22 protein-coding genes are annotated in these 24,744 nt (G+C 65.4%); 11 read left to right on the plus strand and 11 right to left on the minus strand.

Features of this window, described 5'->3' with window-relative positions; all coding sequences use genetic code 11:
- The first annotated feature begins 100 nt into the window (after positions 1 to 100).
- From DB354_RS02790 to DB354_RS02800, 3 genes are read left to right on the plus strand one after another with little or no spacing between them, the layout of a single operon-like run.
- On the plus strand, positions 101 to 610 hold the full coding sequence (locus DB354_RS02790) for a UvrB/UvrC motif-containing protein (protein ID WP_107833908.1): 510 nt from the start codon (positions 101 to 103) through the stop codon (positions 608 to 610).
- Positions 611 to 614: 4 nt separating this feature from the next.
- Positions 615 to 1,706 (plus strand): protein arginine kinase, encoded by a 1,092-nt coding sequence (locus DB354_RS02795; RefSeq protein WP_107833909.1) that lies wholly within the window; start codon positions 615 to 617, stop codon positions 1,704 to 1,706.
- A gap of 19 nt (positions 1,707 to 1,725) precedes the next feature.
- On the plus strand, positions 1,726 to 4,245 hold the full coding sequence (locus tag DB354_RS02800; RefSeq protein ID WP_107833910.1) for an ATP-dependent Clp protease ATP-binding subunit: 2,520 nt from the start codon (positions 1,726 to 1,728) through the stop codon (positions 4,243 to 4,245).
- A gap of 95 nt (positions 4,246 to 4,340) precedes the next feature.
- Here DB354_RS02800 and DB354_RS02805 read toward each other — a convergent pair whose 3' ends face one another.
- Positions 4,341 to 5,651, minus strand: coding sequence for an MFS transporter (locus DB354_RS02805; RefSeq protein ID WP_107833911.1), 1,311 nt, complete (start codon positions 5,649 to 5,651; stop codon positions 4,341 to 4,343).
- A gap of 153 nt (positions 5,652 to 5,804) precedes the next feature.
- Complete coding sequence (locus DB354_RS02810) at positions 5,805 to 6,710, minus strand: LysR family transcriptional regulator (protein ID WP_107833912.1); 906 nt, start codon at positions 6,708 to 6,710, stop codon at positions 5,805 to 5,807.
- A 204-nt stretch (positions 6,711 to 6,914) separates the two neighbouring features.
- Here DB354_RS02810 and leuC point away from each other — a divergent pair, with 204 nt between their 5' ends.
- From leuC to DB354_RS02835, 5 genes are all read left to right on the plus strand, one after another.
- Complete coding sequence (gene leuC, locus DB354_RS02815) at positions 6,915 to 8,333, plus strand: 3-isopropylmalate dehydratase large subunit (protein WP_107833913.1); 1,419 nt, start codon at positions 6,915 to 6,917, stop codon at positions 8,331 to 8,333.
- 98 nt (positions 8,334 to 8,431) lie between these two features.
- Complete coding sequence (leuD, locus tag DB354_RS02820) at positions 8,432 to 9,034, plus strand: 3-isopropylmalate dehydratase small subunit (protein ID WP_107833914.1); 603 nt, start codon at positions 8,432 to 8,434, stop codon at positions 9,032 to 9,034.
- A 153-nt stretch (positions 9,035 to 9,187) separates the two neighbouring features.
- Entirely contained in the window at positions 9,188 to 9,790 is a 603-nt protein-coding gene (locus DB354_RS02825; protein WP_107833915.1) for a MotA/TolQ/ExbB proton channel family protein, read from the plus strand.
- Positions 9,787 to 10,188, plus strand: coding sequence for a biopolymer transporter ExbD (locus DB354_RS02830; RefSeq protein WP_107833916.1), 402 nt, complete (start codon positions 9,787 to 9,789; stop codon positions 10,186 to 10,188). The genes DB354_RS02825 and DB354_RS02830 overlap by 4 nt, the downstream gene beginning before the upstream one ends.
- 104 nt (positions 10,189 to 10,292) lie before the next feature.
- Positions 10,293 to 10,976 (plus strand): SDR family oxidoreductase, encoded by a 684-nt coding sequence (locus tag DB354_RS02835; RefSeq protein WP_107833917.1) that lies wholly within the window; start codon positions 10,293 to 10,295, stop codon positions 10,974 to 10,976.
- On the opposite strand, the gene DB354_RS02840 is transcribed toward DB354_RS02835, so the two are convergent.
- The 8 genes from DB354_RS02840 to DB354_RS02875 all read right to left on the minus strand — a co-directional run bounded on the left by DB354_RS02840 (position 10,973) and on the right by DB354_RS02875 (position 20,796).
- A complete protein-coding gene (locus DB354_RS02840) occupies positions 10,973 to 11,392 on the minus strand; it encodes an acyl carrier protein (protein WP_158277335.1) in 420 nt (139 codons plus the stop codon). The two genes, DB354_RS02835 and DB354_RS02840, sit on opposite strands and share 4 nt — an antisense overlap.
- 57 nt (positions 11,393 to 11,449) lie before the next feature.
- Positions 11,450 to 14,830 (minus strand): TonB-dependent receptor plug domain-containing protein, encoded by a 3,381-nt coding sequence (locus tag DB354_RS02845; RefSeq protein WP_107833919.1) that lies wholly within the window; start codon positions 14,828 to 14,830, stop codon positions 11,450 to 11,452.
- Between the two features lie 79 nt (positions 14,831 to 14,909).
- Positions 14,910 to 15,911, minus strand: a complete 1,002-nt coding sequence (locus DB354_RS02850) for a FecR domain-containing protein (RefSeq protein ID WP_107833920.1) — start codon at positions 15,909 to 15,911, stop codon at positions 14,910 to 14,912.
- Positions 15,908 to 16,633 carry an RNA polymerase sigma factor gene (locus tag DB354_RS02855; RefSeq protein ID WP_146180082.1) on the minus strand — a complete coding sequence of 242 codons (726 nt, stop codon included), beginning with the start codon at positions 16,631 to 16,633 and terminating at the stop codon, positions 15,908 to 15,910. The genes DB354_RS02850 and DB354_RS02855 overlap by 4 nt, the downstream gene beginning before the upstream one ends.
- 514 nt (positions 16,634 to 17,147) lie before the next feature.
- Complete coding sequence (dtd, locus tag DB354_RS02860) at positions 17,148 to 17,600, minus strand: D-aminoacyl-tRNA deacylase (RefSeq protein ID WP_107833922.1); 453 nt, start codon at positions 17,598 to 17,600, stop codon at positions 17,148 to 17,150.
- Between the two features lie 84 nt (positions 17,601 to 17,684).
- Positions 17,685 to 18,872 carry an enoyl-ACP reductase FabV gene (gene fabV, locus DB354_RS02865; protein ID WP_107833923.1) on the minus strand — a complete coding sequence of 396 codons (1,188 nt, stop codon included), beginning with the start codon at positions 18,870 to 18,872 and terminating at the stop codon, positions 17,685 to 17,687.
- Between the two features lie 82 nt (positions 18,873 to 18,954).
- Positions 18,955 to 19,194, minus strand: coding sequence for a hypothetical protein (locus DB354_RS02870; RefSeq protein WP_146180083.1), 240 nt, complete (start codon positions 19,192 to 19,194; stop codon positions 18,955 to 18,957).
- Positions 19,195 to 19,422: 228 nt separating this feature from the next.
- Positions 19,423 to 20,796 (minus strand): hypothetical protein, encoded by a 1,374-nt coding sequence (locus DB354_RS02875; RefSeq protein ID WP_146180084.1) that lies wholly within the window; start codon positions 20,794 to 20,796, stop codon positions 19,423 to 19,425.
- A gap of 363 nt (positions 20,797 to 21,159) precedes the next feature.
- Between DB354_RS02875 and DB354_RS02880 the strand changes: the two genes are divergently transcribed.
- Positions 21,160 to 21,804 carry a redoxin domain-containing protein gene (locus tag DB354_RS02880; protein ID WP_233256536.1) on the plus strand — a complete coding sequence of 215 codons (645 nt, stop codon included), beginning with the start codon at positions 21,160 to 21,162 and terminating at the stop codon, positions 21,802 to 21,804.
- Positions 21,805 to 21,958: 154 nt separating this feature from the next.
- Here the strand turns inward: DB354_RS02880 and galE are convergent, their stop codons facing one another.
- The gene (gene galE, locus DB354_RS02885) at positions 21,959 to 22,954 is read right to left on the minus strand and encodes a UDP-glucose 4-epimerase GalE (protein ID WP_107833927.1); all 996 of its coding nucleotides are present in this window, start codon (positions 22,952 to 22,954) and stop codon (positions 21,959 to 21,961) included.
- A 227-nt stretch (positions 22,955 to 23,181) separates the two neighbouring features.
- Here galE and DB354_RS02890 point away from each other — a divergent pair, with 227 nt between their 5' ends.
- Both DB354_RS02890 and DB354_RS02895 read left to right on the plus strand, forming a co-directional pair.
- A complete protein-coding gene (locus DB354_RS02890) occupies positions 23,182 to 24,420 on the plus strand; it encodes a beta-ketoacyl-[acyl-carrier-protein] synthase family protein (protein WP_107833928.1) in 1,239 nt (412 codons plus the stop codon).
- 18 nt (positions 24,421 to 24,438) lie between these two features.
- Positions 24,439 to 24,702, plus strand: coding sequence for a phosphopantetheine-binding protein (locus tag DB354_RS02895; RefSeq protein ID WP_107833929.1), 264 nt, complete (start codon positions 24,439 to 24,441; stop codon positions 24,700 to 24,702).
- Positions 24,703 to 24,744: the final 42 nt, after the last annotated feature.

The following is a 24,744-nucleotide window of genomic DNA, read 5'->3' on the forward strand; positions in this document are numbered from 1 at the left end:
CAGGGTGGCGCGCCGTCGCGGCGCACGTGCCACACCACTCGCCCACACTTGCCAGCGAACGTGTCTGTGGCATGTTCCGTGCAGAACAAAAACACCTACCATGGCCAACCCGCTTAAATGCGATCTTTGCTCCAAGCCTGCGACAGTGCACCTGACGCAGATTGTGAACAACAAGGTCCACAAAGTGGATCTGTGCGAGGCGTGTGCCCAGGCCAAGGGGGTGACCGATCCGAGCGGTTTCTCGCTGGCGGACCTGCTGCTCAAAGCATCGTTGAACCCGGAGCCGGTGGCCGGCGGCGGGGTGCGGTGCGAGCAATGCGGTTTCACCCAGAATGATTTCAAGAAGCACGGGCGCTTCGGCTGCCCGGCCTGCTACGAGACCTTCCGATCCATTTTGGAACCGATGCTGGAGGGGATGCACAATGGCACGGCGCACGCTGGCAAGATTCCCCACCGGGCGTTGGAGCGGAAGACGCTCTACGACCGGTTGACGAAGCTCGAACTCGACCTCACCGAGGCCATCAAGACGGAGCGCTACGAGGACGCCGCCCGCACCCGCGATGAAATCAACCAAGTCAAACAAGCCTTCGGGGCGAAGTTCGCGCGCTAAACCAATGAGCATCGCATCGCTCCTGGATTCCCATTCCGAGCTGACCGACTCGTCGAGCAGCAAGAGCGCGATCGTCCTCATGACGCGCGTGCGCCTGGCGCGGAACCTGGCGGGCACGCCGTTCCCCGGCTGGGCCAAGCCCGGCCAGCGCGAGGAGATCTTCGAGCGCTGCCGGACGGCGATCTCGAGCACCAACGCGATGAAGCGTTGCTACAATCTTTCGATCGGGGAGCTGACCGACCTGGAGAAGCAGATCCTTGTCGAACGTCACCTCATCAGCCGCGAACTCAGCGGCGCGAAGGGCGGGGCCGGCGTTGTCATCAGCAAGGACCAGGCGGTCTCGGTCATGGTCAACGAGGAGGATCACCTGCGCATCCAGGTCCTGCGCGCCGGTTTCCAGCTCAAGAAGGCCTGGAACGCGATCAACGACTTCGACAGCTCGCTCGAGGACCAGCTCGATTTCGCGTTCTCGCCGACGCTCGGTTACCTGACGGCGTGCCCGACCAATCTCGGCACCGGCCTTCGTGGCTCGGTGATGATGCATCTTCCGGCCCTCGTCATCTCGAGCCAGATGGAGAAAGTCGTCCGCGCGGTGAACCAGCTCGGCATGGTCGTTCGCGGCCTGTTTGGCGAGGGGTCGGACGCGAGCGGCAGCATCTTCCAGATCTCGAACCAGACGACGCTCGGCGAATCGGAAGAGGAGATCATCAAGCGCCTGACCAGCGTGCTCCAGTCGATCATCGAGCATGAGCTGAACGCCCGCGAGAAGCTGCTGGAGGCGGACGCCGCCAAGCTTCTGGACAAGGTGGGGCGGGCCTACGGCATCCTCCAGAACAGCCATGTGCTGAGCTCGAGCGAGGCCATGAACCTGCTTTCGCTAATCCGCCTGGGCATCGACCTCGGCACGTTCCCGGATACCGCTCGTTCCGTGATCGACCGCCTTTTCATCGAGGCGCAGCCCGGTCACCTGCAGCATGCGCAAAAGGGCGAGTTCGATCCCGCCCAGCGCGACATCCTGCGGGCCGTCCGGCTCCGCTCCGAATTTGCCAATTTTGCGCGCCCCGACTTCAATCTCGTCAGCCAAGACAAGAACTGACCGCGACCCACTTTTCTAAATGTCCCAAGAACCGATGAACAATTTCACGCCACGCGCACAGCAGGTGCTGGCGCTGGCTCGCAAGGAGGCGGACCGCTTCCACCACAACTACGTCGGTACCGAGCACATCCTGCTTGGGCTGATCAAGCTGGGGCAGGGCGTCGCCGTGAGCGTGCTGCAGAAGATGGGCCTCGACCTGGAGACCGTGCGCGGAGCCGTCGAGAAGCAGGTCGGCACCGGCCAGGAGACCAAGACGCAGAACAGCATTCCGTACACCCCCCGCGTGAAGAAGGTGCTCGCGCTCGCGGGCAAGGAGGCGAAGACGCTGAACCACTCGTACGTTGGCACCGAGCACATCCTGCTCGGCCTGCTGCGCGAGGGTGAGGGCGTCGCGGCCCGGGTGCTGAAGTCGCTCGACGTCGACATTGAGCGAACCCGCAACGAAATCCTGCGCGAACTCGATCCCCAATTCTCCGGCGCCGAGCGCGGTGAGCCGGGCGAAGAGGCGGCCGCGGGCGCGCCGCAACGCGGCGGTGGTGACGACAAGAAGGAAGTGAAGACCCCGGCGCTGAAGGCGTTCGGTCGCGATCTCACGGAGCTGGCGCGCAAGGGCGAGATGGACCCGGTTGTTGGGCGCAAGAACGAGATTCGCCGCGTCATCCAGATCCTTTGCCGCCGCACGAAGAACAACCCCGTGCTCATCGGTGAGGCGGGCGTGGGCAAGACCGCGATCGTCGAAGGTCTCGCCCAGGAAATCGCGGCCGGCAACGTCCCCGAGATCCTCTACGAGAAGAAGGTCATCACCCTCGACCTCGCGCTCATGGTGGCCGGGACGAAATACCGCGGCCAGTTCGAGGAGCGCATCAAGGCTGTGATGGACGAGATCAAGCGCGCGAAGAACATCATCCTCTTCATCGACGAGCTGCACACCATCGTGGGTGCGGGCGCCGCCGAAGGGGCGATGGACGCCTCCAATATCTTCAAGCCCGCGCTCTCCCGCGGTGAACTGCAGTGCGTGGGCGCGACGACGCTCAACGAATACCGCAAGTACATCGAGAAGGACTCCGCCCTCGATCGCCGCTTCCAGTCCGTCAAGGTCGAGGCGCCGTCGGTCGACGACACCATCCTCATCCTGAAGGGCATCCGGTCGAAGTACGAAGATCACCACAAGGCGACCTTCACTGACAAGTCGCTCGAGGCGGCCGCGAAGCTTTCCGACCGCTATATCACCGGCCGCTTCCTGCCGGACAAAGCCATCGACGTGATGGACGAGGCGGGTTCCCGCGCCCGGATCACGGCGCTGAGCCGCCCGCCGGACATCGAGAGCCTGACGAAGGAGATCGAGGACATCTGCGCCAAGAAGGAGAAGGCGATCAGCGAACAGCACTTCGAGGAGGCGGCCAAGTTCCGCGACCAGGAGAAGCAGCTCCGCGCCAAGCAGGAGCAGGTGACCGAGCAGTGGAAGAAGCAGCGCGATGAGAAGCGCGTGACCATCGACGACGACCTCATGATGCAGGTCGTGGCCGACTGGACCGGTATTCCGCTCTCCCGGATGGAGAAGAAGGAGAGCGAGAAGCTGCTTACCCTCGAGATTGAGCTGCAGAAGGCGGTCATCGGCCAGGATATCGCGGCTTCCGCGATCGCCCGAGCGCTGCGGCGTTCGCGCGCCGATCTCAAGGATCCGCGCCGCCCCATCGGCTCGTTCATGTTCGTGGGCCCGACGGGCGTCGGCAAGACGATGCTCGCGAAGCAGCTCGCCTCGCAGATGTTCGGCAACCAGGACGCGATCATCCAGATCGACATGTCGGAGTACATGGAGAAGTTCGCCGTGTCCCGCCTGGTCGGTTCGCCTCCGGGTTACGTCGGCTACGAAGAGGGCGGCCAGCTGACGGAGGCCGTCCGCCGCAAGCCGTACGCGGTGGTGCTCTTCGACGAGGTCGAGAAGGCGCATCCGGACGTCATCCAGCTGCTCCTCCAAATTCTGGAAGATGGCCGGTTGACGGACTCGCTCGGTCGCACGGTCGATTTCCGCAATACGATCATCATCATGACGTCGAACGTCGGCGCCCAGCTGCTGCAGCGGCAGACCTCGATGGGCTTCGGCGCGGCGGCGCAGGGCTTCAACGACGCCGAGAAGATGCGCGAGAAGGTGCTCGAGGAGGCGAAACGCGTCTTCAAGCCCGAGTTCCTGAACCGTATCTCGGACATCATCTTCTTCCGTCCGCTGAACAAGGAAGACCTCGTGAAGATCGTGGATCTAGAGGTGGTCGCGTTCGGCAAGCGTCTGGCCGAGCGGAAGATCACCCTGGAGTTCACCCAGGAGGCGAAAGACCTGCTGATCGAGAAGGGCTACGACGAAAAGTACGGGGCGCGTCCGCTGCGCCGCGCCGTTGAACACTACCTGGAAGATCCGCTCGCCGAGGCGCTGCTGCGCGGTGACGTCAAGGATGGCGAACCCGTCCTCGTCGCCCGGGAGGGCGAGAAGTTGATCTTCAAGCAGAAGACCCCACCTGCTGCTCCGAGTGGAGTGGCGCCATAAACGACGACCAACCGTCGCCTCGCAAAACCCCGCCCCCCGAGAACAACGGGAGCGGGGTTTCTGTTTTCGGCGGGCCGCGGGGGCAGCGGACGCGTTTACGGAGACGTCGCGAATTCGGTGGCGGCGCGGGTTCGCTCGGGGGCGAGGCGGAGGCTTAGCCTCAGGGCGAGGACGAGGAGGGCCACCTCCGCGGCGAAGAGCGTGGTGTAGGCGAGGAGGGCGTTCCCGGTCCAGAGACGCATCACGTCCACGATCGCGCCGCCCATGAGGCTGCCGACGGCGTGTCCGACCATGTTGGCCATGCCCCAGACTCCCATCAGCATGCCGGCGCGTTCCGGCGTCGTGAACTGCGCCACGCTGGCCAGCATGCCGGCGCCGGTGAGGCCGGTGCACAATCCGAGCGCGAGCACGAGCCAACGGAATTGTGCGGCCGCCCCGGCGATCCCGAGTGCGGCGACGCCGCTGAATACGATGATGCTCGCCGTGAGCCCGACACGCATCAGGCGCAGCGGTCCCAGCCAGCGCAACAGCAGCAGCCCCGACAGGAGCATCGCGATCAGCACCCCCATGCCCCAGAACATCGTGAGCCGCGTGGTCTGGCCGACGCTCAGCCCGAGAACGAGCGCCCCGTACGGCTCCAGAAGCACGTCCTGCGCGAGGGTGCCGGTGAACGTGCAGACGACCACGACGAACAGCCGACGGATCTGGGGATCCGCCAGCACGAACTCGCGGAGCACTTGGCCAAAGGGCAGCTCGCCAGCCCGTTCGGCGCGCGCCGTTGCCAGGGAGAGAACCTCCTGGCGTGGAGCGGCGATGAGCGTGAGCGCCAGGACCGCCACGGCTACGCCACCGGCCACGGCCAGGAGCTGTGTCGGATCGTAGTGTTCCAGCTTTCGGCCGATGATGCCGGCACCGGCAACGGAGCCAACCAGCGTGGCCACCTCATAGAGCGTCATCGCGCGTCCGCGCTGGCGCGCGGGGAAGATTTCAGCGACCAGTGCCTGATAGGCGGTGTGGGCCAGATTTCGACCCAGGCCATACACGGTGAAGGTGAGCACGCCGAAGGTCGCGAGCCAGGCGGCCGAAACGTCGGGGCGGGTGATCGCCGCGATGCCGCAGAGGCCCAGGCCGAGAACAAGCGCGCCCAAGACCATGTACGGTTCGCGGCGGCGCCCCAGGATCGGGTGCTGGTCGGACCAGAAGCCGAACCACAACCGCAGCGGCGAGAGCGCGAGCGGGATGGCGAAAAGGGCGGCGACGAGCGTGGCGGGTACGCCGAGCTCCGCGATCATCACCCGGTTGATCGTTCCTCCCACCAGCACTCCGCTCAGGCCGTAGGCGACGGGGAAGGCTGCCAGCCGGAGACGTGAGACAACGAGGTGGGCGGACGGCTGTCCTTGTTCCATGGATGCGTGGGTTGATCCCGTTTGAACTCCGCGGTGCCGCGGTTGGCGAGCATGGAGTCGGGTCGGCTGAGCGTGCGGCGAGGAGCGGGCGGCGGGCGCTGTTGCCGGCGTCAGGTGCGCGCCCCCATGCGACGCGACCGGTGCGGGGGTAGATCAGCGTTCCGCGGCGGCGACGTTGAGAAAGGAACGGAGGGCTGGGTCGGTCTCAGCCTCCTTCCGCCACCCCAGCACGAGCCGGCTTTCGGGCGCTGGGCCGGTGAGGGCCCGGAACGTGACCTCGGGGGGCAGATGCTGCGCTTCCGAAGGTGTCATGAAAGTGGCGCCAAGGCCGGCGCGCACCAAGCCGACGCCATTGGCGCGCGGCCAGATTTCCTCGGAGATCCGGGGATTGACGCCGGCGGCGGCAAACGCGCCGAGGATTCGATCATAGAACCCGGCGTTGTGGGCGCGCGGAAAGAGGACAAACGGCGTTTCGGCCAGGTCGCGCAAGGATACGGCGGGCCGGCGGGCGAAGGGGTGTGAGGACGGCAGGAGCACGCCATTGTTTTCGCGCAACAGTGAACGCGTGTGAAGGGACGGGGTGGGAGCGTCCGGGTGGAAGAAGCCGCACGCGATCTCACCCGCGGCCAGCGCCGGGAGCTGGGCGGACGTCGGGGATTCGATGAGTTCGAGGCGGATGCCAGGGTGGCGGCGGTGAAAATCGCGGAGGATGCCCGGGAGGACGGTCGACATGGCGAGGCCGGTAAACGCGACGCGGATGTGACCGACCTCGCCCAACGCGACGGCCTTCAGCTCGCCCGGCAGGGCGGCGATGCTGCGGAGGAGCGGTTGTACGCGATCGAGCAGGAGCTTGCCGGCGGGGGTGAGCTCAACGCCCCGCCGGGTACGATTAAGCAGGTCAACGCCAACCGCGGCTTCGAGCTGCGCGACGGCCCGGCTCAACGCGGGTTGGGCGATGGCAAGGGCCTCCGCGGCTTGCCGGAAATGCAGACGGCGGGCGACCTCGACGAAGTAGAGGAGGTGCCGGATATCGAAGGGAATCTGGTATTCACGAGCCATGGTGAGAGGGAGCGCAGGGAAGTGGCGGGGTTGCAGCCGGATCGATGCTGATGCCGGAATGGCATCACCGGGCACCAAATAAGTATTTCCCGGGTATGGCAACCCTCTGGTAAACTGCGGCCCTCGTGCGACTGATTTGGCGCGCCTCCGCGCCCGACCGAAGCGCATACATCCTTTTTCCCGCGGCTCCGGCCGTTCTCCGCCATGCCAAAGTCACTCTTCGAAAAAGTCTGGGACGCCCACAGCGTTCGCTCCCTCGCGAATGGCCAGACCCAGTTGCTGATCGGTACGCACCTCATCCATGAAGTGACCAGCCCGCAGGCTTTCGGCATGCTCCGTGATCTGGGGCTGAAGGTGGCGATGCCGCATCGCACCTTTGCCACGGTGGACCACATCGTGCCCACGGATCAGTTGGTGGAGCCGTACCGCGACACGCTGGCGCAGGCCATGATGAACGAACTGCGGAAAAACTGCCGCGATTTCGGGATCACGTTCTTCGACCGCGCCACCGGCAAGCAGGGCATCGTGCACATCGTGGGGCCAGAGCAAGGCATCACGCAGCCGGGCACGACGATCGCCTGCGGTGATTCGCACACGAGCACGCACGGCGCGTTCGGCGCGATCGCGTTCGGCATCGGCACGACGCAGATCCGCGACGTCCTGGCCACGCAGACGATGGCGATGGGCAAGCTCAAGGTACGCCGGATCAATGTGAACGGCGCGCTCCGTCCTGGGGTCTATGCCAAGGATGTCATTCTCCACATCATCCGGGTGCTCGGCGTGAATGGCGGCACCGGATACGCGTACGAATACGCGGGCGAGGTGTTCGACCGCTTCTCGATGGAGGAGCGGATGACGGTCTGCAACATGTCCATCGAAGGCGGCGCGCGCGCCGGGTATGTGAATCCCGACGAGACCACCTTTGCCTATCTGAAGGGTCGTCCGTACGCCCCGCAGGGTGCGGCTTGGGATGCCGCCGTGGCGCGGTGGAAGAGCTTCGCGAGCGATCCGGGCTGCCATTACGACGACGTCGTCACGATCAATGCGGCGGACATCGCCCCGACGGTCACCTGGGGCATCAATCCGGGCCAGGGTATCTCGATCACGGAGTCGATCCCCGATCCGACGCAGGCGGTTTCCGGCGATGAGAAGGCCTCGATCGAGGAGGCGCTGGCCTACATGAAACTGCAGGCCGGTGCGCCGATCGCCGGCACCAAGATCGACGTCGCTTTCCTCGGCTCCTGCACCAACGGGCGCCTCAGCGACTTCCAGGAAGTGGCGCGGTACGTCCGCGGCAAACGGGTGGCTCCGGGGGTCAAGGCGATCGCCGTGCCGGGTTCCCAGATTGTGGCCTGGCAGTGTGAGAAGGAAGGGATCGACAAGGTTCTCACCGAGGCCGGCTTCGAGTGGCGCGGCGCGGGCTGCTCCATGTGCCTCGCAATGAATCCCGACAAGCTCGTCGGCGACCAGCTCTGCGCGAGTTCCTCAAATCGCAATTTCAAGGGCCGCCAGGGCAGCCCGACCGGCCGCACGTTGCTGATGAGCCCGCTCATGGTGGCAGCCGCCGCGGTCACGGGGCGGGTGAGCGACGCCCGCCAGGTCTTCTCGGTCACCGCCAACTGATTTTCCGGTACGCACACACACACACCGCCCGCGAATGATCGCGGGTCACGCCGGTGAGCCGGCGCTGACTCGCGAGTTCGCGGGCCCTCTTTCCTCCCATGTCTCTCGCCCAGATCTCCCAGGTTGCCGGCCGCGCGGTTTATGTGCCCGGCAATGACATCGACACCGACCGCATCATCCCGGCGCGATTCATGAAATGCGTCACGTTCGACGGGCTGGGCGAGTTCCTGTTCTTCGACGTGCGCAAGAATGCGGACGGCACCGACAAGCCGCACCCGCTCAACGAGCCGCGCTTCAAAGGGGCGACAATCCTGTTGTCGGGCGCGAATTTCGGCTGCGGCTCGTCGCGCGAGCATGCGCCGCAGGCCATCCAGAAGTACGGCTTCCGGGCCATCGTGGCGGAGAACTTTGCCGAGATCTTTTTTGGCAACTGCACGACGCTCGGCATCCCGTGCGCCACGGCCAAGCGCGAGGATATCGCGAAAGTGGCGGCGGCGATCGAACGCGACCCGCAGCTGGAGGTGGTCGTGGATGTCGCGAAGCAGGAAATCCGGTTCGGGACCGAGCGCGTGCCAGCCCAGGTTCGGGCCTCGGCGCGCGACGCCCTCGTCAATGGACGCTGGGATGCCATCGGGGAGCTGCTGGAGGGACTTCCGAAGGTAAAGGAGACGGCCGCCAAGTTGCCGTATCTCGCGGCCTGAGGGCGAAACCGGGCAAAGTTAATGCAGCCGACCCGCGGCAACCGTGGTCGGCTCCAGGCTTGCGCGGGACGGGAGCCGGGTGAAAGGATCCGGCCAGCCTGACCATTTTTTCTGAACATTTGGCGGGCGCTCGCGTCTCCCACTGTCATTCCAATGTTTCTCGCCGCCATCGATTTGGCCCGCGTCTTTCGCGAGGCTGGCAATCTGATCTATCCGCTCGGGCTTTGCTCCATCGCCGCCACGTTCATCATCTGTGAGCGCCTTTTCGCGCTCAGGCGTGCGGTCGTGCTGCCGGAGCACCTGACCGAGGCCGTGATCGAGGGGCGTCCGCCGGCGGGCGACAAACGGTCTGCGCTCGGGCGCATCCTGGAGTTCGCGGAACGTCACCGGGGCGACGTCGAGGCCATCAAGGCCTACGCGCGGCTCGAGGTGATCAAGATGGAGCGTGGCGTCAGCTATCTGGACACCATCTACGCCGCGGCGCCGCTCATCGGCCTGATCGGCACCGTGACCGGCCTCCTCGGCGCATTCTCCGTGGTCGACCCTGATACGCGCATGCCCGATCCGGTGCAGTTCACCGAGAGCGTCGGTTATGCGCTGTCCGCGACGGTGCTTGGCCTTTGCATCGCGCTCCCGGCGCTGGTCGGCAGCGGCTACCTGCAGCGCGTGATCGAGAAACATGCGGCGCAATTGGATGTGCTGCTCGAACGCGTGCTGGCCCAGCACGCTGACACGCCCGCCCAGAAGGGACCATGAGCCTCCTGGTCACCCGTCGCCGCCGTCGGCCGGAGCTCCCGCTGGTTCCGCTGATCGACGTCCTGGTGATGCTCGTACTCTTTGCGTATGTGACGATGCAGGCGCGCACCGCGGCCAGCCTGAACATCACGCTGCCGAAGGCGGAGACGGCCGGCAAAAATGCGTTCAAGGGGTCGATCACCATCGGCATCGACGCGCAGGGGCGCCTCGCGTTCAACGGCCGCGAAGTCGCCGACAATCAGTTGCTGGACGTGCTCCGGCAGGTGAAGAACATCGACCGCGAAATCCCGGTGCTGATTCGCGCGGACGAGACCGCGCAACTGAAGAAAGCGACGTTCGTCATGGACGTCTGCCGCAAGGCCGGCCTGCACAAGTTCAGCCTGCTGGTTCGCGAGTAGGCGGGCCGCCGCGACTGCGTCCCGGAAGCCACGACGGCGCCGGACCAGTCGCGTCCGCCGAATTTCGGGTGGCGGTCGGGCGGGCGCGCGCTACCAGTTGACGCATGAAGATCGTCATCACCGGCGTTACTCGCGGCCTGGGGCGCGCGCTCACGGAGGAGTTCATTCGCGGCGGTCACACCGTGATCGGCTGCGGCCGGAGCGGTGACGCGGTGTTTGACCTGCGCATGGCGTATCAGGCGCCGCATGACTTTTCGGTCGTCGACGTGGCACTCGACACCAAGGTGGCGATCTGGGCGGCGAAGGTGCTCGAGAACGACAATCCGCCTGACCTGCTCATCAACAACGCGGCCGTGATGAATCGTCCCGCGCCCCTCTGGGAGATCGATGACCGCGAGTTCACCAAGCTGGTCGATGCCAATCTCCGGGGCGTCGCGAACGTCATCCGACATTTCGTTCCCGCCATGGTGGCGCGCCGCCAGGGCGTGATTGTGAACCTCAGCTCGGGCTGGGGCCGCAGCGTGGACGCGAAGGTCGCGCCGTACTGCATGTCCAAGTGGGGCATCGAGGGGCTGACCAAGGCGCTCGCCGAGGAACTGCCCGAGGGCATGGCCGCGGTGCCGCTGAACCCGGGCGTGATCGACACGGAGATGTTGCGCTCCTGCTGGGGCGACGAGGCCGGAGCCTATCCCAAGGCAGAGGCGTGGGCGAAAGTCGCCGCTCCGTTCATTCTCCAGCTGGGGGCGAAGGACAATGGACGTTCCCTGAGCGTCGGCGGACGGAACTAGCCCGCGCGAGCGAGCCGCCACGGTGCGGTTTCAACCTTCGTGGCCAGGAAACGGCGCACGTCGCCGAGCGTGCGGACCTGCGTGAGTTCTTCGTTGCTGATGGAGATGTGCAGGGCCTCTTCCGTGAGGACGACGATCTCCAGCATCGTCAGCGAATCGATGCCCAGATCTTCGACCAGCCGGAGCTGATCGTCGCCGGTGCGGACGCGGGCGCGCCGATCGTTTTCGACGTAACGTTCGACCACGCCGAGCAGGACGGGCTTGAGGTGAGTCATGTCCCCGGTGCGATGCAGGAGGCAGGCGGCCTCGATGGTTGAGGGCGAGCAGCGCTTGAGCGTGTCGCGCAAGGCGCTGAGCTCGGGATCGGCCGGAGCGCGCTCGCGCGGAGCAGGGACAACTTCAGAAAGGGGGGGCATGGCACGGATGGTGACGCATGGGACGACAACCCGGTAACCGAGACCCGCCATCGGCTTTCAGAATGATGCGGTCAACGACAGAGAATAAACGCGGCCGCGCCAGTCGCCGTAAGGCTGGACGCCCGCGCCGACGGAGTCGTTGGCGTACTTGGGAAACGGATCGTTGAGGAGGTTGTTGACGCGGACCTGCAGCCGCAGGCCGTAACGCGACGGATTCCACGGCAACCAACGCGCCAGTTCCGTCTGCACAAAGGCGTCGAACTGCCAGTAGGGGCGGATGCGGTCGTGGCCTTGCGCCTCCCACTCAGCCTGGCGCAGCAGCCGGGAGGCAAAGTAGTGACCATCGAGGCCAAACCCCCAGTTCTGGTTCGACCACGCGGCGCCGAAATTCGAGCGGTACTTGAGCAGGTGCACGAGGCCGTCCGGATGGCTCAGCTCGTTGACCATCGGCTCCGTCGGCAGCGAGCGCACGTCGTAGCGCGTGAAGGCGAGGAGACGGGCGTAGGCCTCGAGCCGCCCGCCGAGGCACGCGTCCCAGCGATAATCGACCGAGCTCAGCCAGTGTTGCGAGTGGCGGTCCGCGAGGTTCGCGCGGGTGGTCGTGATCCGTTCGATTATCCCGGTGCCGGGGGCTTCGCCGGGCCCCGGCGCGGCGCGCTGGATCAGGTCGGGCCACAGCGCTTCGTGCGCCACGGCCGTATTGCGGTCGATAAACGCGATCTCGTTCACCTTGCGCGTATCCACGAAATCGATCGCCGCGCGTATGCGATGCGCCTTGCCCGCCTGGTAGAGGAGCCCGGCGGCCTGCGTGGCGGTGGACTCCGGTTGCAGGTCCGGCGTGAGAATCTCATTTACCGCCACGGCGTAGGTCTGGTTGTTGCGGCGCGGATCGGTGATCTCCTCGAGATTGACGGGGGCCACGCCACCACCGGTCCCGGGCACGATCAACGGCCGACTCATGTGTGGCGTGGGAAACCGGGTGGAGGTCGTGACGCTGCCGCGCAGTGCCAGCCCGCCGGGAAAGGCGATCTTGGCGGCGAAGGTCGGGGCGACGTTGGACTCGCGGGAGCTGTTTGCCGCTACGTACCGCACCGCCACATCGCCCTCGATGCGGGCGAGCCAGCGGGGCAGCGCTTCCGGGCGGACCACGTTCCCCTGGACCTCGCCAAACAGGCTGTAGCGGGTGAGCGTACGGGCATCCCAGCGAGTCGGAGTATCGTACTCGGTGCCATCGGCGTAGCGCCGCTCGTCGTTGTACTTCTCGAGGCGGTTTTGGCGATAGTCCGCGCCGAGGTTGAGCACGCCCGCGCCCGTGGGGAGCGGCAGCGCCTCGTTTATTGCCCGGGCGGCGAGATCGATCGTGGAGTAGTCGCCCATGGTGGCGAACTTGCCGCGACCCTTCCGATAAACGAGGACCTCGTCGTAGAATGCAGGCGGAGGGCCGTAGACCTGCGTGTCGCGGAGCGGATTGTAGCGTCCCTCATTGATCAACCGCTGCCAGCGCTCGGTGTCGGCGCCCCAGAGCCCGCGGTAGCGGACGAGTGCGCGCGAATACTGCGCATCCAGGGCGAGCCGCCAGGCGCGGGGCAAGCTGACGAGCGCGCCGAGGACGAAGGCGGCCGACTCGAGCCGGGCTTCGCTGTAATTCTCACCCAGCTGTGGAGCGGTCTCGAGCAGGGACACCTTCACCTCCTGGCCAAAGGGGTTGAGCGGGGAGGCGGTCGGGAGCGTCAGATCGGCAGCGATGACATCGAACCCGCGATGCACGGTCTGGTGCGAATAGGTGCCGTCGAGCGAGAGCTGCAGCCACGGCGTGACGTCACCCACGACGGATCCGAAATAGGTGGAGCGACGCTGCTCGCGGCCGTACGGAAAGTCCAAGCTCTGCAAGCCGGTCGAGAGGCTGCCGGGCGAGTCAAAGAAGCCGAGATTGCGCCGGCCTTCGCGCCCTTGAAAGGCGGCCAGCCCCCCGGAGCCGTCGGCGCCGGGCGCGACCGAACTGACGCTCGCGTTGCCCGCGGGGAAGAGCGGCGGGAGAAGCGACTTCGGCAAGGCGGAGACGGGGCGGATGGTTCGGACGTTCGGCGTCGCGCCGAAGACGGCGGCATCCTGCTCCGGCACGACGCGTACCCGGGCCTGCCGGAATCCCAGCTCGGTCTCGGTGGGGGGACTGGCCTTGGTGAAGGTGGCATTGAGCCGCACGCGGAGACGCCCACCGAGCAAGGAGTGGGCGTGGAGCAGCGAGAGGGAGGCCTGCGCGGCGTCGTACCCGCCGAGGGTGTTTGTATAGGTTGACGTGACCTCGGTGGCATCGGCGTCCACATCAGGCCGGAGCACGATATTGATCACCCCGCTGACGGCGTTGCCGCTGTAGAGTGCCGCGGCCGCGACGGGCAGCACCTCGACGCGCTGGACCAGACTGAGGGGGATAAAGCTGACGTCGGGCGGCTGGATATCATTCCGCTGGCCGTTGATCTCACCGCTGATCAGGACCTCGGGCAGGCGGCGGCCATTCACGAGGATGACGGTCTCCTCCTCCTTGAAGCCGCGCATGCTGACGTTGCTGCTCCCGACGAGCACGCTCTCGGCGCTACCGTTCTGCTCCGGCGGAAGGGCATCGGCGTTGCTGTCGATGAGCTCGCGCTGGATGAACTCGTTGAGACTGACGACGCCGCTCCGCGCGATCTGGGTGCGGTTGAAGATCATGTACGGGAGGGGCCCGCTCTCGGTGCGGGGCAGGTCGAGGTTGCCGCCGGCGCGACGCGGTTCGTACAGGGCGTCGCTGTGATCGAGCGGCGAGAGGTGGGAGGCTCGGCCACGGACGACAAACGGTTCGAGCTGCGTGGGATCTTCGGTGGGCAGAAGGACCTGGGGCTCCAACTGGGTCACGCGGCCCGCCACGACGGGAATGTCGATGATCTGGAGCGGGCGACAGCCCGGAGCCGTCGCTGCGAGCGTGTGTGCGCCCGGAGGCACGTCGGGCAGGGCGAAATTGCCGTGCGCGTCCGTTTCCAGCGTGCGCTGGAGTGCCGGGAGCAGGACGCGAACGCGCCGGGCGGAGGATCCGTCCGGCGCGCGAATTGTGCCTTGGATGGTGCCGCTTGGCGGCGCGGCGCCGGTGATGATCCATCGGTTCTCAGCGGCCTGGCGGGCGGTGAACCCCGTGCCGCGCAGGAGTCGTTCAAGGGCCTCCCGCGGCTCGAAACGTCCGACGACGGCCTGGCACTGGACACGGCGCAAGTCCTCATAAGAGAAAAGGATCTCGACTTTGGCCTGTTTGGCGAAGGCGAGGAGTCCTCGATCGGCCGACTGAGCCGGGATGTTGAACTCGACCGGGGCGCCGCGAGAAAGACTCGGCAACGCGAGTATCCCGAGGAGCACGAGGGCCAACGCCAGGAGGCGTGCGCGCGGCGTTCGCCCGCCGCATGGCGTGGTCATGTGCCGCCGTCGGCGATCGCAGGCGGCGCCATCGGCCGACGGTTCTGCTGCGGTTGGGGTAAATGCGCGCACGGGCGGGCTAGCGGCTGGGGCGGGACCGTACGGCGATCGCGCCGCTCGAATCGCGCGAAACCTGCACGGGAAGAAACGCCTCGATCGCGTTCAGGAAGCCGTCGAGGTCGGCGAGTCGGAAGCGACCGCCGACGCGGAGTGAGGCAATCTCGGGAGCGGCCGAAATGTTCCGGCCGTGGAATCGACTGAACCGGGCGAGCGCGCGATCGAGGGTGGCGCCGGTGAACACGATTTCGCCATGCCGCCACGCCAGCGCGTCCTCGATTTCGGAGGCGGCGAGAGAACGGCACGAAACCGAATCCGGTGCGGCAATGAGCTGCTGGCCACCGATGAGCGAAACCGGAGCCGGTGTGGGGCGGGCGTTGCTGGAGCTTGGCCGCACCTGGACGGAGCCCTCGACGATAGTGACCTCGAGTTCCGCCTCGTTCTCGGCGTGGACGTCGAAGACGGTGCCGGTTACGCGGACTGAGCCGGCCGGCGTTTCGACAATGAAGGGACGGGAGGGGTCTTTCGCGACGGTGAAGAACGCCTGTCCGTCGGCCATGCGGACACGGCGTTCCGTGCGGTCGAGGTTCACCAGGAGGCTGGTGCGGGCATTGACTTCAACCGCGGTGCCATCCGCCAGGCGCAGGGTCTTGCGCTCGGCAAACGAAGTCGCGATCGCATCCGTCTGGACCGCTGGGCGTCCGCTCCACACGACGACGGTGAGGGCCGCCGCGGCCGCGGTGAGGGCACCGGCAAACCAGAGAACACGCCGGCCGATACGCCGGGGATGAACCGTCTCGGGCATGGCGACCTGCCCCGAGGCGACGAGGAGGGGAAGCTGCGCTTCGAGATCGGTGGAGAACTGGCAATACTCGGAGAGTAGGATGCGGTGATCGGGATGTTGCGCCAGCCAGGCGTCGAGTTCGTTGCGTTCCGTGGCGGACAATGGGCCGCCGTCGAGCTTGGCGGCCCAGCGAGCAGCTTGGTCGTCAGCGTTGCGGTTGGTAGAATGGGAGAGGCTCATGACGTTGCCTCCTGGGATGGTTTGCCGGACCGCGGCACCGATGTGTCGGCGGGCGCGAGTCTGGATTCCGCGGGCAGCGCCGCCTTGAGCAGCCGGAGGGCGCGCGCGTGTTGCTTTTCAACCGTGCTCACGGCGATGCCGAGTCGCTCGGCAATTTCGCGGTGGGAGAGAAGTTCGACTTTGCGAAGCAGGAGCACGTTGCGGCAGCCCGACGGCAGCTGCGCGATCGCCTGCTGCAGCAACTGCAGTTCCTGACGGGCCATCACTTGGCGCGCGACGTCGGGATGCGGCGCAGCGGTCGTCTCCAGACTGACGCCTTCCGGGGTAATTGGGGAGATGCTGCGTCGCTTCAGCCGATTGATGGCCAGGCGACGGGCGGTGACATAGAGGAGAGCTTCGGGGCGATTGGCTTCCTGCCGCTGCACGGTGGGATAGACGCGGAGGTAGGCGTCATGCGCGATGTCCTGTGCCTCCGACGGATTGCCCAGCAGGCGCGCCAGATAGCGGCGGAGCGGGGAAAGCGTGGCGCGATAGAAGGCTCCAAAATCGCGCGGAGTTTCCGGCTCGTCAGGCATCGCGCAGGAAGAAGCCTCCGCCGTGGAGGCAGGGTCGGATGATCCGTCGAAACGAATCAAAGAAGTGGGCGAACTGGGATTCACGTCTGCCCATACGCGACAATCGAAATCCTGCCGTCCGCTAGTCGCCAGAATGATTTCAAACAAAAGCCGGGTACAACCCGACAGGGGCGGGCTGTACCCGGCTGCTGCATTCTATTGAAAGCCAATCCAACTCGGCAGGGGCGAGTTGGCTCGTCAGTCTAGAAAATGACGTGGCCGCGAAGGCCTAGGAATGTTTGCGATGCCAGCGACGGGCGATCGGTAGTTCTCCGAAGTAGAGGACCGCCTCCGTCACCGCGAAAGCTCCGGCGACCAACAGCTGAATCACTGTTTTGAGGAATCTCATCGGTACGGTTTTCTTGGTAAGGGTTTTACAGGTGTAGTCGCCCGGATATTGCATTTCGCATGCCAAGAGAAAAGAGTGTTGTAAATAGCAGATGTATAGTAGATTGGGATGAAAATGCGTGCTCGGCAATTCTTGCCGTTGGGGAAAAATCCCCAATGAGCGCGCAGACGCCGGGCCCCTATCCCAATTAGTTGCAGCGCAACTGCCAACCGCGGCCGGAAAAGGGGAGAAGGGCAGCAGGTTGGCGGCGCGGCGGGGCTGACAAGCGCCGCGCTATTCGCGCGCCTTGGAGTCGATGACGAGCGTCACGGGGCCGTCGTTGACGAGTTGCACTGACATCATCGCGCCGAATCTGCCGGTGGCGACGGGACGTCCGAGCGCCTCACTGGCGAGCCTGACGAAGCGCTCATAGAGCGGGATGGCTACGTCAGGCCGGGCAGCGTCGTTGAAAGAGGGACGTGTGCCTTTGCGCGTGCTGGCGAACAAGGTGAACTGGCTGACGACCAGGATCCCGCCTCCGACGTCCACGACGGAGCGATTCATCCTGCCCTCAGCGTCCTCAAAGATCCTGAGCGCGGTGACTTTCTCGGCGAGCCATCGCGCATCCTCGTCGGTGTCGTGCGGTGCGACGCCCAGCAGGAGGAGCAGGCCGGCACCGATCTCGCCGGTGATCACGCCTTCCACGGACACACGCGCAGAGGCGACACGCTGCAGGACCAAACGCATGGGGAATTTTCCACAGGTCGTGAGTGCCGATCGCGCCACCGCTCCCAGCGTGGAGTCGATGGCGCGGCGGACTCGGCCTGTCGCTCAAAGCATCGGCCGGTGCGGCTCGGTGCGCGCGTCGTAATCCACGCCGGGAAGACCGAATCCGAAGAGCTTCAGAAACTCGGTCCGGTAGCCGGCAATGTCGGTCTCGGTCGCGAGGTTCTCCGTCGTCACGCGCGGCCAGATGGCCTGGACGGCGCTCTGGATTTCGGGGCGCATTTCAAGATCGTCGATACGTACGCGGCCACCTTCATCGAACTTCGGAGTGTGACCGTTGTACATGTGGGTCGCGAAGAGGCGGTACATCTGCTCGATGCAACCCTCATGCGTGCCGGCGGCCTTCATCAGCTTGTAGAGAATCGAGATATAGAGCGGGACGACGGGGATCGCCGAACTCGCCTGGGTGACCAGGGCCTTGTTGACCGAAATGAACGCCCGACCGCCGCCGTTCAGCTTCAGGAGCGAGTCGATGTTGCGGGCGGCGCGCTCGAGATCGTTCTTGGCGAGGCCGATGGTGCCGTTCTTGTAGATTGCCCAGGTCACCTCCGGCCCGATGTACGAGTACGCGACCGACTGGGCGCCGGGCGCCAGGAGCTTCGCGTCCGAGAGCGCGTTCATCCAAAGCTCCCAGTCCTCGCCGCCCATGACGGCGATCGTGTCCTGGACCTCCTGTTCGGAGGCGGGCTCGATCGTGACCTGGCTGACCACGCCCTTATCCGTATCCACGGTCTTGTTCGTGTACGGGGCTTCAACCGGCTTCAGCACGGACTTGTGGGTGGCTCCCGTCTTGGGGTGCGTGCGCCGGGGAGAAGCGAGCGAGTAGACGACCAGGTCAACCTGGCCGAGGTCCGCTTTGATGAGCTCGATGACCTTCTGCTTGATCTCATCGGAGAACGCGTCGCCGTTGAGATTCTTCGCGTAAAGCCCGGCGGCCCGGGCGGCCGCCGTGAAGGCGATCGTGTTATACCATCCCGCGGTCGCGGGGCGCCCCTCGTCGGAGGGGCGTTCGAAGAACACGCCCAGCGTCGCGGCATTCGAGCCAAAGGCGGCGGCGATGCGGGAGGCCAGGCCGTACCCGGTGGAGGCCCCGATCACGAGGACCTTCTTGGGGCCCTGCGAGATCGGCGCCTGCGCCTTCACATAATCGATCCATTCCTGAATATGTGCGGCGCAACCTTCGGGGTGGGCGGTGACACAGACGAAGCCGCGAACCTTCGGTTTGATAATCATACCGGCCGAGACTCCTCAGCCGGTTTTCCCATGACAAGTTTCAAGTAAGAGGCCGTCTTACGCCATCCCAGGCCTGCTCCCGCTACGGAACAGTCGCCGGAGTCGGCTTGGCCGCGGCTTTGAGCACGTCGTAGTCGGCCGCGAGCTTCGCCGCCAGGATGCGTTCGGCCTCCAGCTGCGCCCGCAGGCGCTTCAACTCGAGTTCCGTCAGGGTGTGCGTCTGCTCCAGAAGCGCGTATTCCGCCTGCGCCGTCTCGTATCGAAATCCGACGACGAGCGCGGCCGCGGCGAAAACAACGGTGAAGAACCAGGGCAGAAGCACGGAAAGGCGAAAGACCGGCGCCCGGATGGAAGAGGAGACCTCGTTCATACGATTCAGAGCACGGCCATGCCGATGAGACCCAGGACAACCAGGACGGCGAGGGCGGACAGGATCTTCATTTCGGCCTTGGTGACGCGAAGTGGCATGGCCGGGCATGGCAACCCAAGCGCTGCCGTCGCGCAAGGCGGTAAAGAATTTGGTGGCGAACGGCGGGGCGGTTGCCCGTGCCTATCTGCCCGCATCCGCGGCGGTGTCGGTCAGCCGGCTGCCCGGAAAGCGGTCGATCATGGCATAGGTAACCTCGATCGGCATCGGCAGCAGGGGCAGAAAGGCGGTCGCCCGTCGCTCCGCCATGCGGCCACGGAAAAAGCTCTCGATCATCGGTAGCGCGGCAAAGGGCGCGGGCGCGAGGTTGCCGATGCGGGATGCGAGCGCCCGCAACTGGGCTTCGTCTCCGGCAACACCGGCGGTGCAGAGGAGGGAGAACCAGCCGCCGGCGGTCGAATCGTTGAAGGGCATGCCGGCGGCCTCGACCTTCGCCAGTACCTTGTCGAACAGGATGCGATCCGGATGACGGATCAGTTGCGCACACATGATCTTGAGGATCGGCTGCGTCAGCGGCGGCCGGAGGAGAACGGTGTCGAATTCGGTCCGGAGCGTGTCGTAGGCGCCCGCACTGGCCAGGCAGTGCAGACGCAGGGTGAAGAAGGCCTCGTCGTCCAGCCGCGGTCGCTGCGCGAGAAGCAGGTTCATCGCGGCGGTGGGATCGCCCAGGCGCACGAGCATCTCGACCCGGTAGAGAATCGTGTAGGGTGGGGCGTCGGGTGCCCAGGGGCGCGTAACGGCGGTCCTGACGTCCGCCAGGCGTTGGGCACGTGCGAGCAATTCCGTCTGGACGAGTGGCTGCCAGCGTCGGGCGGTGGGCAGCGGGCTGGAGACAATCGCATTCAGGTGGGCTTCGCTGCCGCCGTGTCGGGAGGCGAACACGAGCGCGCGCATCCAGACGTTGGCGGAAGGGCTGTCGGCGAGGACGCGGCTGGTGGCCAGCTCGCTGATGCGTTCGAAATCACCGCGGGCGAGCAAGGCGCGATACCACTGCTGCGCCGTCGCTTCGCGTTCCGCGGGATGGTCGTTGAGCAGGCGCTGGAAAATCTGGTCGGACCGCGGCGGGTTGGGCAGCTGGGTGTGCTGCGCCAGAGCGAGCCCGGCCCGGTAGTTCCTGGGGTCGAACTCGTACGCATTCGTCAGGTACAGCATGCCCTCGTTCGTCCGCCCCGCCGCGAATGCCTGTTGCGAACGATTCAGAAAGAACCAGCCGCGTGCCTCACCGACCCGGTGCCACATGGGCGGAAGCCCAATGTGCACGATGCTCACCGGATACCCGACGCCCCGCAGCAGGGCAAAGACCGCGAGCACCGCCGCGAGATAGACGGCCAGCAGTGCGCCTCCCACGTAAATCCCGGCGAGGCCCCAGAAGGGACGCACGTCGGATGTGTTGACGGAGCAGCGCAGCCCATCGGGCGTGGACACGAGCAACGGACAGACGCGACGGAAACGGGCGGGCTGGTGCCAGCCCAGGCAGGCATCGCAACGCGTGTCCATCGCCCGGCCGGAGTCGCTTAACGACTGACATGGGCATGGCGAACGCCCCCGCCGTAACCGAAACCAGGACTTGCGTGTGTTCCAGTACAGCAGGGCCCACGCGAATCGGAAGGAGTCGGCGAGCCAGCCCAGCACCGGGCGAGGGTACGGGGCCGCAGGAGACTGCCGCAAATGCAATCTGGGCCAGCAGGGGACCGCTCGCCTCGCCGACACGGCGGCGGCCCCTGGCGTCGGGCACATCGAAGCACGGCGGACTCGGAAGCGCGGCGAATTGAAATTCGGCGTGCTCCGGCTTCATTCGCGCGCCGCCTGGGTGATCACTTCCGGCCTCCCGGCGCGCAACCCGCTCCCATTCCATTCGTCGTGCCTCTGCTCACCATGAAGACCCACATCAAATCGCTTGTTCTCACGCTGGCCGCCTCGGCCATGCTCGCCTTCACCCCGGCACGCGCGGGAGTGGAGGTTGGTCAGCCTGCCCCGGACTTCACGCTCACCGATATCGACGGCCAGCCGCAGTCCCTCTCCGCGTACCGCGGCAAGGTGGTCGTGCTCGAGTGGCACAACCCGGACTGCCCGCTCGTGAAGAAACATTACGAGAGCGAGAACATCCCGAAGCTGCAGCAGGCCGCCGCGGCCGATGGCGTCGTCTGGCTGATCATCAACTCTGGGGCGCCCGGCCTGCAGGGAGCCGACTACAGCGCGGACGCGCTCAAGGACTACCTGAAGAAGCACCATGCGGCCCCGGCCCACTACCTGCGGGATCCCGAGGGCAAGGTCGGGCACCTGTTCGCGGCGAAGACCACGCCGCACCTGTTCATCATCGATGCCTCCGGCAACCTCGTGTACCAAGGCGGCATCGACAGCATCCCGACGGCGAAGAAGGACGATATTGCCCGGGCAACGAACTATGTCCGCGAAGCGCTGGCCGCGATCAAGGCCGGCCAGCCGATCAAGGACACCAACACCAAGCCCTACGGCTGCTCGGTGAAGTACGGCTCGAAGGGCTGAGCTGGTTCGAGACCGAAAAAAGGGGGCACCGTTGCGGGTGCCCCTTTTTCATGCAGGTCGCAAGCGGCGGAGATAACTCGCCAAATCTGGCGAGTTATCGACCGTAACTAGCCAGATTTGGCGAGTTATCTCGGATGTGCAGTTCTCAGCGGCGTTACTTGCGATCGCCGTAACCGTTCGGCTTGGTGGAGTGCCACTTCCACGCCGTCTCGACGATGCTCTCGATCGTCGGGAACTTCACCTGCCAGCCGAGCTCCTTCTGGGCCTTCGTGGAGTCGGCGTAGAGCGCCGGGGGATCGCCGGCCCGACGGGGGCTCTCCTTCACCGTCACCTTCCTGCCCGTGATCTTCTCGACGGCCCGGATGACCTCGCGGTTGGAGGTGGGGCGGCCCGTGCCGAGATTGTAGAACAGTTGCGTGCCAGGCTTGCCCAGCTTGTCGAACACCGCGATGTGCGCGCGACTCAGGTCATCGACATGCACGTAGTCCCGCAGGCAGGTGCCGTCGGGCGTCGGATAGTCGGTGCCGAACAACTCCAGGTACGGGCGCTTGCCGACGGCGACGTCGATCGTCACCGGGATCAGGTGTGTCTCCGGGCTGTGGTCCTCGCCGATCAGGCCGTCCTCGGACGCGCCCGCCGCATTGAAGTAGCGGAAGGCGGCGAAGCTGAGACCGTTGGCGTGAGCCAGGGCCTTGAGCGCGTTTTCGATGTCGAGCTTGGTCTGGCCGTAAGGATTGATGGGGGCCTGCGGCAAGTTCTCGTGAATCGGGAGCGTCGCCGGAATGCCGAAGGTCGCGCACGTCGAGGAGAACACGAACTTCTTCACGCCGGTCTCGAGCATCGCCTTGAGCAGGTGCAAGGTCGCGACCGAGTTGTTGAAGTAGTATTTCAGCGGGTCGGTCACGGATTCGCCGACGTAGCAGTAGGCCGCGAAGTGCATCACCACCTCGATCTTCTCCTCGCGGAGAACGCGGCTGACGAACGCCTCGTCGCCGAGATTGCCCTCATGGACCTTGATGCCGGGGGCGACGGCGCCGCGATGGCCGTAGACGAAGTTGTCGAGCACGACCGGATGATGCCCGGCAGCGACAAGTTGGCGGACGCAGTGACTGCCGATGTACCCGGCACCTCCAACAACAAGGACGTTCATAGGAAAGGATTGAGGAATTGAGGGAGTGAGGGACTAAGGGACAAGGGGACGGCGGCACTCGCAAGGCCGAATCGTGTCGGCGGGGGTGGCCGGACGTCCCGTTTTCCGCGCTGCGCGGCTCGCGGATTTGCCGAGGCAAACCACGCTCCTTCGGCCCTCTCGCCGCAGGAAATAGCCGAGGGTTGCATTCGGGGCCCACTCCGATACCGAGTTGCCCTTCACCCAGCATGAAGCCAGCGCGCATTGTCATCACGGGCGTCGGATTGACCGCCCCGAACGGAAACAACCTGCCGGAATTCCGGCAGAATCTCCTCGCCGGGCGCGCCGGCATCGAACGGATCGACGTGCGCTACATGGGGACCCAGCTGGCGGGCGTCTGCCATTACGACCCGCTTAAGTATCAGAAAAAGAAGGAGCTGCGGGTGGGTACGCGGGCGGGCAGCATCTCGATCTACTGCGCGCGGGAAGCGTTGGCCGACAGCGGGGTGAACTTCGAGACCGTGCCCAAGGACCGCGTTGGCATCTACATTGGCTGCACGGAGCACGGTAACGTCGAGACCGAGAACGAGATCTACAACGTCTCCAAGTTCAACTACGACACCAAGTTCTGGTCGCACTACCACAACCCTCGCACTGTCGCCAACAACCCGGCGGGCGAGGCTTCACTGAACCTCGGCGTGACGGGGCCGGCATACACCATCGGCGCCGCGTGTGCCGCCGGTAACCTCGGCCTCATCCACGCGACCCAGATGCTGCGGCTGGGCGAAGTCGACTTCGCCATTTGCGGCGGTGTCAGCGAGAGCATTCACACCTTCGGCATCTTCGCGGGCTTCAAGTCCCAGAACGCGCTCGCGACCCATGAGGATCCGCACAAGGCCTCGCGGCCCTTCGACCTCGCGCGCAACGGTATCGTCATCTCCGAAGGCGGCTGCCTCTACACGCTCGAACGGCTGGAGGATGCGGTGGCGCGCGGCGCCAAGATCTACGGCGAGATCTCGGGCTACCACGTCAACAGCGACGCCAGCGACTACGTGCTGCCGAATCCCGTCCGCCAGACCGAGTGCATCCGCGCGGCCATCAAGCGCGCCGGGCTCACCCCGCAGGATATCCACATCGTCAACACGCATGCCACGGCGACGCCGATGGGTGACATCCAGGAGACGGAAGGGATTCGCACCGTGTTTGGCGACACCTGCCCCGACACCTTCGTGAACAACACGAAGAGCTTCATCGGCCACGCGATGGGCGCCGCCGGTGCGCTGGAGCTCGCGGGCAACCTGCCGTCGTTCAATGACAAGGTCGTTCACCCGACGATCAACGTGGACAATCTCGACCCGAAATGCGCGCTGCCGGGGCTGGTCCTGAATCAGCCGCGGACCGTCGCCACGGTGGATACGATCCTGAACAACTCGTTCGGGATGCTCGGGATAAATTCCACGTTGATTGTTAAGCGGTTTGTCGCCTAATCCTCGCCCTCGCTGACCATGACAAAAGACGAATGCAAGAAGGTGGTGCTGGACATCATCGCGGACATCGCGCCCGACGAAGATCTGAGCAATGTGAAGCCCGACGTGCGCCTGCGCGACCAGCTCCAGCTCGATAGCATGGACTTCTTGGATATCGTGATGGAGCTCCGGAAACGGTACGGCATCGAGGTGCCCGAGAAGGAGTACATCCAGCTCGCCTCGCTCGACAGCAGCGCCGAGTACCTGACCCCGAAGTTCAACGCGATCGCAGCGAAGAAATAAGGACCGCCGCGGGTTGCTCCCCGCCGACCACTTTGCCGCCGG

The sequence above is a fragment of the Opitutus sp. ER46 genome, assembly GCF_003054705.1.
GTDB lineage: Bacteria > Verrucomicrobiota > Verrucomicrobiia > Opitutales > Opitutaceae > ER46.